11 protein-coding genes are annotated in these 13,477 nt (G+C 67.8%); 9 read left to right on the top strand and 2 right to left on the bottom strand.

Annotation, left to right across the window (positions count from 1 at the left end; genetic code table 11):
* Positions 1–250 precede the first annotated feature (250 nt).
* The 3 genes from nrdR to uvrA all read left to right on the top strand — a co-directional run bounded on the left by nrdR (position 251) and on the right by uvrA (position 6,470).
* Positions 251–745, top strand: a complete 495-nt coding sequence (nrdR, locus tag AB0M01_RS37170) for a transcriptional regulator NrdR (RefSeq protein WP_363677283.1) — start codon at positions 251–253, stop codon at positions 743–745.
* A 104-nt stretch (positions 746–849) separates the two neighbouring features.
* Complete coding sequence (locus AB0M01_RS37165; protein ID WP_363677282.1) at positions 850–3,744, top strand: vitamin B12-dependent ribonucleotide reductase; 2,895 nt, start codon at positions 850–852, stop codon at positions 3,742–3,744.
* Between the two features lie 242 nt (positions 3,745–3,986).
* Positions 3,987–6,470 carry an excinuclease ABC subunit UvrA gene (uvrA, locus tag AB0M01_RS37160; protein ID WP_363677281.1) on the top strand — a complete coding sequence of 828 codons (2,484 nt, stop codon included), beginning with the start codon at positions 3,987–3,989 and terminating at the stop codon, positions 6,468–6,470.
* Between the two features lie 534 nt (positions 6,471–7,004).
* Here uvrA and AB0M01_RS37155 read toward each other — a convergent pair.
* Complete coding sequence (locus tag AB0M01_RS37155; RefSeq protein ID WP_363677280.1) at positions 7,005–7,829, bottom strand: aldo/keto reductase; 825 nt, start codon at positions 7,827–7,829, stop codon at positions 7,005–7,007.
* A 130-nt stretch (positions 7,830–7,959) separates the two neighbouring features.
* Here AB0M01_RS37155 and AB0M01_RS37150 point away from each other — a divergent pair, with 130 nt between their 5' ends.
* Positions 7,960–8,589, top strand: a complete 630-nt coding sequence (locus tag AB0M01_RS37150; protein WP_363677279.1) for a hypothetical protein — start codon at positions 7,960–7,962, stop codon at positions 8,587–8,589.
* A 232-nt stretch (positions 8,590–8,821) separates the two neighbouring features.
* Positions 8,822–9,751, top strand: coding sequence for a hypothetical protein (locus AB0M01_RS37145; RefSeq protein WP_363677278.1), 930 nt, complete (start codon positions 8,822–8,824; stop codon positions 9,749–9,751).
* A gap of 194 nt (positions 9,752–9,945) precedes the next feature.
* Here AB0M01_RS37145 and AB0M01_RS37140 read toward each other — a convergent pair whose 3' ends face one another.
* Positions 9,946–10,212 (bottom strand): hypothetical protein, encoded by a 267-nt coding sequence (locus AB0M01_RS37140; RefSeq protein ID WP_363677277.1) that lies wholly within the window; start codon positions 10,210–10,212, stop codon positions 9,946–9,948.
* A gap of 139 nt (positions 10,213–10,351) precedes the next feature.
* On the opposite strand from AB0M01_RS37140, the gene AB0M01_RS37135 reads away from it, so the two are divergent.
* From AB0M01_RS37135 to AB0M01_RS37120, 4 genes are all read left to right on the top strand, one after another.
* Complete coding sequence (locus AB0M01_RS37135) at positions 10,352–10,708, top strand: helix-turn-helix transcriptional regulator (protein WP_363677275.1); 357 nt, start codon at positions 10,352–10,354, stop codon at positions 10,706–10,708.
* A gap of 24 nt (positions 10,709–10,732) precedes the next feature.
* Positions 10,733–10,936 (top strand): KTSC domain-containing protein, encoded by a 204-nt coding sequence (locus AB0M01_RS37130; protein WP_363677273.1) that lies wholly within the window; start codon positions 10,733–10,735, stop codon positions 10,934–10,936.
* A gap of 100 nt (positions 10,937–11,036) precedes the next feature.
* Positions 11,037–11,264 (top strand): hypothetical protein, encoded by a 228-nt coding sequence (locus AB0M01_RS37125; RefSeq protein ID WP_363677271.1) that lies wholly within the window; start codon positions 11,037–11,039, stop codon positions 11,262–11,264.
* A gap of 184 nt (positions 11,265–11,448) precedes the next feature.
* Positions 11,449–12,774 carry a serine hydrolase domain-containing protein gene (locus tag AB0M01_RS37120; RefSeq protein WP_363677269.1) on the top strand — a complete coding sequence of 442 codons (1,326 nt, stop codon included), beginning with the start codon at positions 11,449–11,451 and terminating at the stop codon, positions 12,772–12,774.
* Positions 12,775–13,477 lie beyond the last annotated feature (703 nt).

The following is a 13,477-nucleotide window of genomic DNA, read 5'->3' as shown; positions in this document are numbered from 1 at the left end:
CGGAGGGCCTCTGCTACGGCGCCACGCGGGAGTACACGAGGCCGCGCGGGTGTTGGAACAAAGAGACGCGCGCGGGATTTCAGCGTTCTTGCAAACTGTCGGAGCAGCGACGTAGCATCCCTAGATGTAGTGGTTACACGGGTGTAATTTTCCACAGGTAGTGGTTGGTTACCCACAAGTCGTACACAGGTTGTCCCCAGCTCGATCCACAGCGTCGCGTTCGGCGCCCCCACGGGAGGAGTGATTCGCCGTGCACTGTCCGTACTGCCGACACAGCGATTCCCGGGTCGTCGACAGCCGGGTGGCCGAAGACGGCGGAGCGATCCGCCGCCGGCGACAGTGCCCGGTCTGCGAGAAGCGGTTCACCACCGTCGAGCAGATGCAGCTGACGGTCGTGAAGCGCTCCGGCGCGACCGAGCCGTTCAGCCGCGAGAAGGTCATCCGCGGGGTGAGCAAGGCCTGCAAGGGCCGTCCGGTGGACGCCGACGCGCTGTCGCGACTCGGCCAGAAGGTCGAGGACGCGCTGAAGGGCGGCGGCTCGCCGGAGGTGCCGGCCCACGAGGTCGGCCTGGCCATCCTGGGCCCGCTGCGCGAGCTCGACGAGGTGGCCTACCTGCGGTTCGCGAGCGTCTACCGGCAGTTCGAGTCGGCCGACGACTTCGAGACCGAGATTGCGCTGCTGCGGGCCGAGAAGGAACCGCAGGGCACCGAGCCCGCGCCGCAGGGCGTGGCTCCACAGACGTAACGGGGATTGCAGTAACCAGCAGCACCAGCAGTACGCCGTACAGGCACCGGGAAGTACCAACGGGGCGGTCCCGACAGACCGCAGACACAGGGCGAGGAGCAACCATGACAGAGACGGTGACCGGCCACTCGGGGTCGACCAAGAGGTCGACGGCCGGGTTCCGCGGGCGCAAGAGCGCGCCGGCGGGACTCACCATCGAGCGCATCTTCACGACCGAGGGCGTCCACCCCTACGACGACGTGACGTGGGAGCGCCGCGACGTCGTCCAGCAGAACTGGAAGACCGGTGAGACCGTCTTCGAGCAGCGCGGGGTCGAGTTCCCCGACTACTGGAGCGTGAACGCCTCGACCATCGTCACCACCAAGTACTTCCGCGGCGCGGTCGGGCACGACAACCGCGAGTGGAGCCTCAGGCAGCTGCTCGACCGGGTCGTGAAGACCTACCGCAAGTCCGGCGAGGAGGAGGGCTACTTCGCCACCCCGGCCGACGCGGAGATCTTCGAGCACGAGCTGACCTGGATGCTGCTGCACCAGTACTTCAGCTTCAACTCGCCGGTCTGGTTCAACGTCGGTACGACGTCCCCGCAGCAGGTGTCGGCCTGCTTCATCCTCGCCGTCGACGACTCGATGGACTCGATCCTGAACTGGTACAAGGAGGAGGGCCTGATCTTCAAGGGCGGCTCCGGTGCCGGCCTGAACCTGTCCCGGATCCGCTCGTCCAAGGAGCTGCTGCAGTCCAGCGGCGGGACGGCGTCCGGCCCGGTCTCCTTCATGCGCGGCGCGGACGCGTCCGCGGGCACCATCAAGTCCGGCGGCGCCACCCGGCGCGCGGCCAAGATGGTCGTCCTCGACGTCGACCACCCCGACATCGAGGAGTTCGTCGAGACCAAGATGCGCGAGGAGGACAAGATCCGCGTCCTCCGTGACGCCGGCTACGACATGGACCTCGGCGGCCGCGACATCACCTCGGTGCAGTACCAGAACGCGAACAACTCCGTCCGGGTCACCGACGAGTTCATGCGCGCGGTCGAGGAGAAGGGCGAGTTCGGCCTGCGGGCCCGGATCGACAACTCGATCATCGAGACCGTCGACGCCCGCGAGCTGTTCGACAAGATCAGCCACGCCGCCTGGGCCTGCGCCGACCCGGGTATCCAGTACGACGACACGATCAACGACTGGCACACCACGCCGGAGACCGGCCGGATCACCGCGTCGAACCCGTGCTCGGAGTACATGCACCTGGACAACTCCTCCTGCAACCTCGCGTCGCTGAACCTGCTGAAGTTCCTCAACGACGACGACATGTTCGACTCCGAGAAGTTCGTCAAGGCGATTGAGCTGATCATCACCGCGATGGACATCTCGATCTGCTTCGCCGACTTCCCGACCGAGGCGATCGGCGAGACCACCCGCGCCTACCGCCAGCTCGGCATCGGCTACGCCAACCTCGGCGCCCTGCTGATGGCGACCGGCCACGCCTACGACTCCGACGGCGGCCGCGCGCTGGCCGGCGCCATCACCTCGCTGATGACCGGTACGTCGTACAAGCGGTCGGCCGAGCTGGCCGGCATCGTCGGCGCGTACGACGGTTTCGAGCGCAACAAGGACGCGCACACCCGGGTGATGCGCAAGCACGCCGCGGCCAACGACGCGATCCGCACCGTGCACCCGATCGACAAGGACGTCCAGAAGCACGCCACCGCGGCGTGGGAGGGCGTGCTGAAGATCGGCGCGAAGAACGGCTGGCGCAACGCGCAGGCCTCGGTGCTGGCCCCGACCGGCACCATCGGCTTCATGATGGACTGCGACACCACCGGGATCGAGCCGGACTTCTCGCTGGTCAAGTTCAAGAAGCTGGTCGGCGGCGGCTCGATGCAGATCGTCAACCAGACCGTCCCGCGGGCGCTGCGCCAGTACGGGTACACCGAGGAGACGATCGAGGCGATCGTCGAGTACATCTCCGAGCACGGTCACGTCGTCGACGCCCCGGGCCTGAAGACCGAGCACTACGAGATCTTCGACACCGCGATGGGTGAGCGCGCGATCAAGCCGATGGGCCACGTCCGGATGATGGCGGCCACGCAGCCGTTCCTGTCCGGCGCCATCTCCAAGACGGTGAACCTGCCCGAGACCGCGACGGTCGAGGAGATCGCCGACGTCTACTTCCAGGGCTGGAAGCTCGGCCTGAAGGCGCTCGCGGTCTACCGCGACAACTGCAAGGTCGGCCAGCCGCTGGCCGACGCGAAGGCCAAGAAGGCCGCGGAGTCGACCGAGGCGGCGGCCGAGAAGGTCGTCGAGAAGATCGTCGAGTACCGCCCGACCCGCAAGCGGCTCCCGAAGTCGCGGCCGTCGCGGACCACGTCGTTCTCGGTCGGCGGCGCCGAGGGCTACATGACCGCCGGCTCCTACCCTGACGACGGCCTCGGCGAGGTCTTCCTCAAGATGGGCAAGCAGGGCTCGACCCTGGCCGGGGTGATGGACGCCTTCTCGATCGCGATCTCGATCGCGCTGCAGCACGGCGTACCGCTGGAGACCTACGTCCAGAAGTTCACCAACCTGAAGTTCGAGCCGGCCGGCCTGACCGACGACCCGGACGTCCGGATGGCGCAGTCGATCATGGACTACATCTTCCGCCGCCTGGCCCTGGACTACCTGCCCTTCGACGAGCGCTCGGCCCTCGGCATCTACTCCGCCGACGAGCGCTCCCGCCAGCTCGACACCGGCTCCTACGAACCGGCCCCCGTCGAGATCTCCGAGGCGGAGTCCCTGAAGGCCGTCGAACCGGTCGCCGACAAGCCCACCGTCGTCGAGGACGCCTCGATCGACGCGGCCGCCGCAAAGCCGGTCACCTCCGAGGTCCGCACCACCGCCGAAATGTTCGAACTCATCACCGGTACTTCGGTCGACGCCCCGCTCTGCTTCACCTGCGGCACCAAGATGCGGCCGAGCGGCTCCTGCTACGTCTGCGAGGGTTGCGGCAGCACCTCCGGCTGCAGCTGACCCAACCTGCGGCAGCACTTCCAGCCGCGGCCGACCCGACCTGCGGCAGCACCTCCGGCCGCGGCCGACCCTCAAGCTGCGGCGCCACCCGGCGCCGCAGCCCCGGCGGGGGCTCCGACCCCACCACCCGGCCCTCACCGGCCACCCAGTTGATAGCACCACGGCCCCCGGGAACTTCCCACATCCCCCGGGGGCCGCAGTGCGTTCCGATTCCCGCCGGACCGATCGGGTACTGAAGGTTCGTGACGGACCAGTCGATCGACGCGTTCGTGCGGGTCTGCGGCGCGCGCGAGAACAACCTGCGCTCCGTCGACGTCGACCTTCCCCGCGACGCGATCGTCGCCTTCACCGGCGTCTCCGGCTCCGGCAAGTCGTCGCTTGCCTTCGGCACCTTGTACGCCGAGGCGCAGCGCCGGTACTTCGAGTCGGTCGCGCCGTACGCCCGCCGCCTGCTCCAGCAGGTCGGGGCACCGCACGTCCAGGAGATCACCGGGCTCCCGCCGGCCGTCGCCCTCCAGCAGCGCCGCGGCGCACCGAGCTCGCGATCCAGCGTCGGCACCATCACCACGCTCTCGAACCTGCTCCGGATGCTCTACTCCCGGGCCGGCACCTATCCGCCCGGTGCGGACCGTCTCGACGCGGAGGCGTTCTCACCGAACACCGCGTCCGGCGCGTGCCCGAACTGTCACGGCCTGGGTGTGGTCCACGACGTGACCGAGGAACTCCTCGTCCCGGACCCGTCGCTGACCATTCGCGAAGGGGCGATCGCCGCGTGGCCGGGCGCCTGGCAGGGCGCGAATCTCCGCAGCATCGTGAACGGCCTCGGGATCGACATCGACCGGCCGTGGCGCAAGCTGCGCAAGAAGGACCGGGACTGGTTGCTCTACACCGACGAGCAGCCGTCGGTCCTGATCAAGCCCGAGCGCGACCGCGTCGACTACGGCTACAACGGGAAGTTCTGGAGCGCGCGCAAACACATCATGCACGTCCTGGCCGACTCCAAGAGTCAGCAGATGCGCGACCGGGCGTTGCGGTTCGTCCGGAGTGTGCCGTGCCCGGTGTGCCACGGCAGCGGATTACGGCCGGAGGCACTGGCCGTGACCTTCGCCGGTCACTCGATCTCTGACCTGAACGCGCTTCCGCTCGACGAACTGGTCACGGTGCTCCGTCCGGTGGCGGAACTGGCCGAGGCGGACGCCACGACGTCCACTGCGACGTCGGGCGAGACGACTGAAGCCGCCGTACGGATCTGTGCCGATCTCGTCGCCCGCATCGCGGTGCTGCTCGACCTCGGACTCGGGTACCTCAGCCTCGCGCGCCGTTCGACCACGCTCTCGCCCGGCGAGGCACAGCGTCTGCGGATCGCGTCGCAACTGCGGTCCGGACTGTTCGGTGTCGTCTACGTCCTCGACGAACCGTCCGCGGGGTTGCACCCGGCCGACGCCGAGCCGCTGCTGGACGTGCTGGACCGGCTGAAAGCCGCCGGGAACTCGCTCTTCGTCGTCGAGCACGACCTGGACGTCGTACGGCGTGCCGACTGGGTGGTCGACATCGGCCCTGGCGCGGGGGAAGGCGGAGGCAAGGTTCTGTACTCCGGTCCGGTGGCCGGCCTCGAGACCGTGGCGGAGTCGATCACCAGCCGGCACCTGTTCGGGCGCCCCGAGCCGCTCGACCACAGTCCCCGGACTCCGCACGGCCGGCTTCACCTGAGCGGCGTCACGCGGCACAACCTGCGCGACGTCTCGGTCGAGATTCCGCTCTGCGTCCTCACTGCCGTCACGGGGGTGTCGGGCTCGGGCAAGTCCACGCTCGTGACCCAGGTGCTCGCGGAAGTCGTCCGCCGGCATCTCGGCCAGACACCGGACGAGCCCGATGATTCAGCCGTTGAGCTCGAGATCGACGACGTCTCCGGGCTCGAGGCCTTCGACCGGCTGGTGCTCGTCGACCAGCGCCCGATCGGCCGGACGCCGCGCTCCAACCTCGCGACGTACACAGGTCTGTTCGACGCCGTCCGCAAGCTGTACGCAGGAACAGACACGGCCAAGGCGAGGGGCTACACGGCGGGCCGGTTCTCCTTCAATGTGGCCGAGGGCCGGTGCGAGACGTGCCAGGGCGAGGGGTTCGTCGCTGTCGAGCTGCTGTTCCTGCCGGGGACCTACGCGCCTTGCCCGACCTGCCACGGTGCGCGGTACAACGCCGAAACGCTGGAGGTGACGTACCGCGGCAAGAACATCGCGGAGGTGCTGGCGATGTCGGTCGACACCGCGACGAAGTTTCTCGCCGATGTCCCTTCGGCATCGCGCAGCCTCGAGACGCTGCGCGACGTCGGCCTCGGCTACCTCCGACTGGGCCAACCGGCGACCGAGCTCAGCGGTGGCGAAGCCCAACGGATCAAGCTCGCCACCGAGTTGCAGCGAGCCCGCCGCGGCCATGCTCTCTACCTGCTCGACGAGCCCACCGCCGGTCTCCATCCCGCCGACATCGCCCTGCTGCTCCGCCAACTCCACCGACTCGTCGACGCCGCCAACACCGTCGTCCTGGTCGAGCACGACCTGGACACCATCGCGGCCGCCGACTGGGTGATCGACCTGGGCCCAGGCGGCGGCATAGCCGGCGGCCAGGTCGTGGCGACCGGCACTCCGACCGAACTCGCCAGATCGAAGACCAGCGCCACTGCCCCGTACCTGGCTCGCCGCCTGAAAGCCGCCCCGACCTCCGGCTCGTGAGCGGTCCGGCCCGTCGCCGTCACACCCGGCCAACCGCTCGTACTTCTGGCCGACCGGCGAGGACCCGCCGAAGTCCAGTTGCGTAGGGCCCACCCGCCGGATGCGCCCGCACTACCGGAACCTCCGCGGTCTCCTGGACCCCGCGGACTCCTGGACCCGCGACTTCCTGAGCGCCGCGGTTTCCTGGACCCGCGACCTCCTGGACCCGCGACTTCCTGAGCGCCGCGGACTCCTGGACCCGCGACCTCCTGGACCCCACGACCTCCTGAGCACCGCGGATTCCTGGACCCGCGACTTCCTGAGCGCCACGACCTCCTAGGCACCACGACCTCCTAGGCGGCACAACCTCCTGAGCGCCGCCGCCTCTTGGATCCCGCGACTTCCTGGCCCCGCGACCGACGCGTTCGTCACCCACCGCAACCTGCTCTTCACGATCGCCTAGGCGCCGAGCCGCTCCGCCTCACGCTGGTCAGCCGCGACCTGCGCCAGGTACCGGAGACGCTCGGCTCGGCCGCAGACGCCGAGGACGTGCTGTCAGTGACCGCTGCGGTCCGAGTCCGCAGGCGTCGACCCCGTCCCGTCCATGGCCGACAACGTGGCCAGCTCCTCCTCGGTGAGCTCGAAGTCGAAGACGTCGAGGTTCTGCGCCAGACGCTCCCGGTTCGCAGACTTCGGGATCGGTACAACGTCCAGCTGGATCTCCCACCGCAGCACGACCTGCCCGGGTGTCTTCCCGTGATTCTTCGCGATCTGTACGACGTCCGGCCGTTCCAGCAGGTCGCTGCCCTTGCCGAGCGGACTCCACGCCTCGGTCACGATGCCGTGCTCGGCGTGGAAATCGCGGTTCTCCTCCTTGGTCCAGATCGGGCTCAGCTGGATCTGGTTGACCTCGGGAGCTACGCCGGTCTCGTCGATCAGGCGCTGCAGGTGTGACGGCTTGAAGTTCGACGTACCGATCGCGCGCACCAGGCCGGCCTCCCGGAGCTCGATCAGGCCGCGCCAGGCGTCGACGTACTGGTCCTGGTCCGGGTTCGGCCAGTGGATGAGGAGCAGGTCGAGGTACTCGACTCCGAGCTTCTCCGCGCTCGCTTCGAACGCGGTGCGCGCGCCCTCGACGCTGTGCCAGCGGCGGTTGAACTTCGACGTCACGAACACCTCGTCGCGCGGCGCACCCTTCAGCGCGCGACCGACACCGACCTCGTTGCGGTAGTTCTCGGCCGTGTCGATCAGGCGGTAGCCCAGCTCGAGCGCCGTGGCGACTGCCCGCTCGGCGTCGTCGTCGTTCAGTGGCGAGGTGCCGAGCCCGAGCCGCGGCATCGCGGTTCCGTGACTCAACGTGACGGTCGGGGCAGCACTCATCGGACTTCTCCTTGGCTGGTCGGGTCTCGGCCAACGGTATCCACCGACCCCGCGGCGAAACTGTCGGGATCCTGGGTGATGATGATTCCCGGGCCACCGAGGCAGGCCCCGGGATGCGAGGGGGTTGGGGATGCGGAACCGACTGATCACGCTGGTGGACCTCGGTCTGGACAGCTCCTTCGACGCGTCGATGACGTTCGTCCAGGGCGTCGTCGGTAACGTCAACGCCGGCTGGAACGAACCGGTGATCGACGTCAACTTCGTCCGCACCCGAGATCACGAGACCGCGTTCTCGGCGCTCACCACTCCGTCCACGGTCCTGCACGTGATGGCCCACGGAGACCACAGCGAGGAGCCGTCGTTCCTGTCCACGGACGGTCAGACCCAGGTTTCGTTGAGCGCGCTCGCGGACTGGTTCCTGGACCGGCAGTGGGGGATCTCCAGCGGGGTCGTGATCGCTGACGGCTGCAAGACCGGCATCGGCAAGTGGCAGCGCGCGATCCGCGACTGCCTGCAGGACGACATCACCTACATCGGCACCAGCACAGTCGTCGGCTGGTACGAGGCGACAGTGTTCTGCTCGGCGTTCTACGGCGCCCTGATCCGCAACCGCGGCCTCGGCAAGAGCCCGGCCGAACAGGGCTGGGACGCCGCCACCCGCGCGATCAGCGCGTACGAGACCCTCACCGACGCGCGGTGCCCGTACAAGCCCGTCGTCCTCACCCCGTCCCGCCGAGCCCTCCGCTCCCTGACCGGCTGATCGCCGGCAACATCTTGGCTGAAATCGGTCCAGTTCTGAGCTGTTCAACTGAGCTCCTTCTGTGGTCCGATCCTGTCCAGTTCTCACGGAGTGGAAGCGACACGCGAAGCGGTCGCTACCGTCCGTCGACCGTGTGAGACTTTTCGTGCCTCTGACCGACCGCCCAGGACCTAACAGCGGGGACTCCTCCAGCCGGGTACGCCGGCCGGTACTTGCGTTGAAGGAATCCCTGATGAAGCTCGACAAGAACACCCTCCTGCTCTCCGCCGCGGTGGTTGCTCTCCTGTATCTCCTGGCTCTGGTCGTGGGGCTGCCGGGCTGGGTCGCCGTCATGGTCGCCGTGCTCCTCCTTCTCGCGGTCGCGGTGCTCTACAACGAACCGGTCTCCAAGCCGGCCCCGATCACAGTCCAGGCCCCGGTGACGCCGCCGCAGAGCCTGCACGCGTCGCACGTCGACCACGATCCGGTGTTCTCCCTCCCTCCGACGCGCACGATCGCCGACGTACGCCTCCCGTCTGCATCACCCGACTTCCAGTTCAGCTTCTCCGCGGTCGTGCACTGGACCACCGTCCTGTCCGGCTCCCGTCACGGCGACCTCAGCAGCGTCGCCGTCGACGCCCTGCTCAACCGCGCCAAGGCCCTCACTGCAGGTCAGCAACCGACCGAGGAAAGCCTCAACCAGCACCGCCTGGCGGCCCTGCTCGGCGAACCGGATCTCGACGACCGAGGCCAGGTCCGGACCTGGGCGACTGAGGTCCGCCTCCGCCTCCCCGAGGCCGACAGCAAACACCTCCAGGTCCTCGCCGCCCTCCACCGCCGCGAGCAGCGGACGCTCCTCGAGCGCCGGATGGAACGCGACGAGCGCGCCTACCTCCGCGACGAGGTCCTGTCGAGCCCCGGCTCCGCTGCCGTCTGGTGGCTCGTCAACAACCCGGGCGAAGTCGAGAAGGCCGTCGAGCTCCTGGAAACCCTGGCGCAGTTGTCCTCCGTGGCGAACACCGACGAGCTCCCAACCGAGCACCCCAAGCCCCATCTCACCGTCGCCGACAAGTCCATCGCCGAACTAGCGACCGCCCTCAACCACCATCCCGAGGAAGACCACCCGGCGAACTACCGCGAGCAGTTCTTCGCCGAGAAGCCACCCCACCCCGAGCACGGCTGATCGGACGACCACGGCACGGCTGGTGACGTGCTGCGGTCGACGACGTCGTACAAGACGACGCAAGACAAGCTGGCGTGCGGTCGGTACTACGTCGGGCTTGCGGTGCTCGAGTGGTGAGTGGGTGAGGGCGCGGTACGGCCGGCGAAGGGCGCAGGGGACGGGCCGGCCGCACCGCGGTCAAGGGGCGAACGCCGTCACGGGTCGAGCCAGCGGATCGTGGTGGCGCCGTTGTGGCCGTGGATGGTGAGGAGGGCTGGGATGCCGTCCTGCCAGACGGTGGTGGTGGGATACGGACCGCGCCAGCGGAGGGTGACGGTGTTGTCGGACCACTCGACTCCTTCGGCGACGATGCCGGTGCCGCTCACGCCGGAGACGTCGATGTGGCGGACCAGGTGGAAGCGGCGTGGGGGCTGTGGGGTGAGGCGGTCGAGGTGGCGGCTGAGCGTCGGTGTGCTGTTCATGGATCAAGTGAACGGCGGGGCGGGTGCCCGGACCAGGACCTCAACCGGTATCCACAGGGAACTTTTCGGCCCCTCCGAGGCGGCCGGATCCTCGTACTTTTCTTGCAGACAGTCACCGAGCCTGCGAGGGAGTTGCGTGATGATGGTGATCGAGCAGTGGACCGGCCGGCACGTCGAGGCGTTGCGTCTGGCGCTCCGGATGACCCGTGAGTCGCTCGCCGAGCGGCTGGGCGTCGCGCCGCGGACGGTCACGAAGTGGAAGGACCGCCCGGAGAAGGTGCCGACCCAGCATCTGCAGGGCATCCTCGACGACATGCTCGCCGAGGCTTCGCCCGACGCGTTGACGCGGTTCGCGGCTAACCTCGGCGTGCAGGAGCCACGGATCACGCTGGACCAGACGTCCATCGGCGAGCTGAACGCCGCGGTGAACGACCTGGCCCGGCTGCTGACCCGGATCGAGCTGGGTGCGCTCGGACAACAACCGTCCGCACCTTGAGTACGACGTACGAAAGGGGCCGGGATGCGGCGCAAGCCGGTGAATTCGTCGAGCGTGCGCTCGGTCGGGTGGTCGGACGGGACGCTCGAGGTCGAGTTCGTGAGCGGCGACGTGTACCAGTACTTCGAGGTCTCGGAGTTCACGTACGCGGGGCTGGTGCGGTCCGACAGTGTCGGGCGGTTCATCAACACCCGGATCAAGCCGCACCACGACTTCAAGGAGGTTTGAGGGCGGCGCCGAACAGGTCGGCGGGCATGGGGTTTTCGCTGTGTCACCGGCGGGCACCAGAGGGTGGATCCACGGGGGTGTGCTCAGCCAGGAGGTGGATATGCGCACTCGTAGAGCCTCTACGACCGGGTCCCGCGTCATCACGATCGTTGTTGTGGTCTGGTTGCTGATCGGCCTCGCGGCCGCTGCGCAGCGAAACTACTTCGGAGGTTCCGACGCCACCTGCGCGAAGGTGGGGACCACGCTGGTCACCATCGTCGCCGGACCGTTGAACTACATCGGCGCCAACCCGAAGATCGACTGCGAAGCCCCGCAGCCGTCCAAGTAGTTCTCCGTTCCCCACGAGTTCTGCCGGCCACGAATGCTTGGCATTCGTGGCCGGTGCTCGCGTGTCAGGTCCAGTTTGATCGGCGATCGACTGCCGCCTGTGCAAATGCCGGCTGGCTGCGGGTCGACGTACTGGTTGGCCGCGGGCGTCCTACGCTCCAGGAAGTCGAGCTTGGGGAGTGGTTGTGGGAGATGAGCTGCGCGGGCGGATCGCTCGAGAGTTGGAGCGGTTCGGGGTGCCGGGGGCTGGGTGGGCCGTACTGAGTGGTGGCTCGATCGTGGGGAGTGACGCTGCCGGGGTGGTCGAGGCCGGCCGCTCGGCGGAGGTGACGGCGCGGACGTTGTTTCAGGCTTGTTCGATCAGTAAGCCGGTGGCGGTGTTCGCGATGTTGCGACTGGTGGATCGCGGCGTTCTCACGCTGGACGAGGACGTCAATCGGTGGCTGACGTCCTGGCGGGTGCCGCGGACTGGGAGCTGGCAGCCGGTGGTGACCTTGCGGCAGTTGGCTAGCCACAGCGCCGGGCTGACCATGCAGGGCTTTCCCGGGTACGGCGCTGGAGAGGTGCTCCCGACGACTGTGGAGATCCTCAACGGGGTGGGGCCGACCAACACGTTCGGCGTGCGGGCGGACACGGTACCTGGGGCGCAGTTCCGGTACTCGGGTGGCGGGACGGTCGTTCTGCAGCAGGTGTTGGAGGACGTGACCGGTACGCCGTTCCGCGAGCTGATGCGCGAGCTTGTGCTCGAGCCGTTGGGGATGGGCGACAGCGACTACGCGCAGCCGCTGCCTGATGAGCTTCGCGGGAGGGCCGCGACTGCGCACGACGAACAAGGGCGTGCGATCCCGGGGCGGTGGCACAGCTATCCGGAGTTGGCGGCCGCGGGGTTGTGGACAACGCCGACTGACCTGTGCAAGTTCGCGCTGGCGGTACAGGCGGCGTACGCCGGTGCTGATGGCGCGTTGCTCTCGCTGGAGCTTGGGCGGGAGATGCTGACTCCGCAGATTCGGGCGAGCGCTCGGCTCGGGGGACTGGATCATCTTGGTCTCGGGATGTTCCTCGGCGCCGGCGGCGTGAGGTTCGGGCACAGTGGTGGCAACAGGGGGTTCAAGTGCCATCTGCTGGCTGATCGGGAGTCTGGGTTCGGCGCCGCGGTGATGACGAACGGCGACAACGGCATGTGGGTGGTGGAGCGGGCGTTCGCGGAGCTCGCGGCGGCGTACGGGTGGAGTGGGTACGACGAACCGCTCGACGAGTGGGACCTCCCTGGCGATGAGGTGCTCGACGGGCTGGTCGGGACGTATCGGCTGCGGGAGGGGTTCGGGTTCGCTGTACGCCGGCTGGGTGGTGGCGTCGAGGTGACGTTCGACGGTCAGGAAGGGATGAGGTTCGTCCCGATGGGTGGCGGGATGCTCGGCAGCTCGATGGTGGGTGCTCGGTTCCGGATGGGGGAACGCGGACTGGTGTTCGAGCAGAACGGGGAGCAGTTGGAGTGCGTGCGGACGAACTAAAGGGGAGCCCTGTGGGACGTGGGCAGAGGCGGGAATAGGTCCGGTGGGGGACCGGTTACACTTGATGCCGCCTGGTACATGACCCCCGGGCCTCACACTCAGCCGCTACGAGCGGCCACTCGCCGAGAGGCGTCTGCTGGGCGGTGCGGTACTTGGTGGGTGGGTGACGAGCGATCGTCGCCCACCCATCGCCCGTCCCAGGGATATTCACTTGAACGGGTAGGGCACTATAGAGAGTGGACCTGGCGGTGACGCGAGGGCCGGCCTCGCGGAGACGCGAGTGACAGGTGAGACCAGAGGGACGGCTACGACGTCGCGTCGATGTGGTCGGGGAGTGCTCAGCACAGGTCCGGACAAGGGCCAGACCCCGATTTGCATCTTCACCGTGAATGTCAGTAATGTTCTTCTTGTTGGAGCGAGTGCGGGACGCGAAAGCGGCCGGTCGGTTCGACAAACTCCCTGAAAGTCCTGGCAGCTGAAACACGCGTAAGCGGGTTTCGGTCGCTGAGACACGCAGGGAGACTGGGACGAAAGAGGCCGATTTGACCGGGCTCGGACAGAACAGTAAAGTTACGCAGGTTGCCCCGGAGCTTCGCTCGAAAGTGTGAAGCGCGGTGTGCGTCCGATTCTTGAGAACTCAACAGCGTGCCGAAAGTCAATGCCGAAATTTAGCATTAACCCCCATTCACAGGCCATGGTTCAT

Origin of the sequence: Kribbella sp. NPDC051770, from assembly GCF_040681455.1 — a bacterium.
Taxonomy (GTDB): Bacteria; Actinomycetota; Actinomycetes; order Propionibacteriales; family Kribbellaceae; genus Kribbella.
This window is presented reverse-complemented; position numbering and strand designations above follow the sequence as displayed.

Coding starts and splice junctions, on each gene's coding strand:
- AB0M01_RS37140 (WP_363677277.1), bottom strand. CDS start 10,212: ATGAACAGCACACCGACGCTCAGCCGCCACCTCGACCGCCTCACCCCA.
- AB0M01_RS37130 (WP_363677273.1), top strand. CDS start 10,733: ATGCGGCGCAAGCCGGTGAATTCGTCGAGCGTGCGCTCGGTCGGGTGG.
- AB0M01_RS37145 (WP_363677278.1), top strand. CDS start 8,822: ATGAAGCTCGACAAGAACACCCTCCTGCTCTCCGCCGCGGTGGTTGCT.
- AB0M01_RS37165 (WP_363677282.1), top strand. CDS start 850: ATGACAGAGACGGTGACCGGCCACTCGGGGTCGACCAAGAGGTCGACG.
- AB0M01_RS37155 (WP_363677280.1), bottom strand. CDS start 7,829: ATGAGTGCTGCCCCGACCGTCACGTTGAGTCACGGAACCGCGATGCCG.
- AB0M01_RS37125 (WP_363677271.1), top strand. CDS start 11,037: ATGCGCACTCGTAGAGCCTCTACGACCGGGTCCCGCGTCATCACGATC.
- AB0M01_RS37135 (WP_363677275.1), top strand. CDS start 10,352: ATGATGGTGATCGAGCAGTGGACCGGCCGGCACGTCGAGGCGTTGCGT.
- AB0M01_RS37150 (WP_363677279.1), top strand. CDS start 7,960: ATGCGGAACCGACTGATCACGCTGGTGGACCTCGGTCTGGACAGCTCC.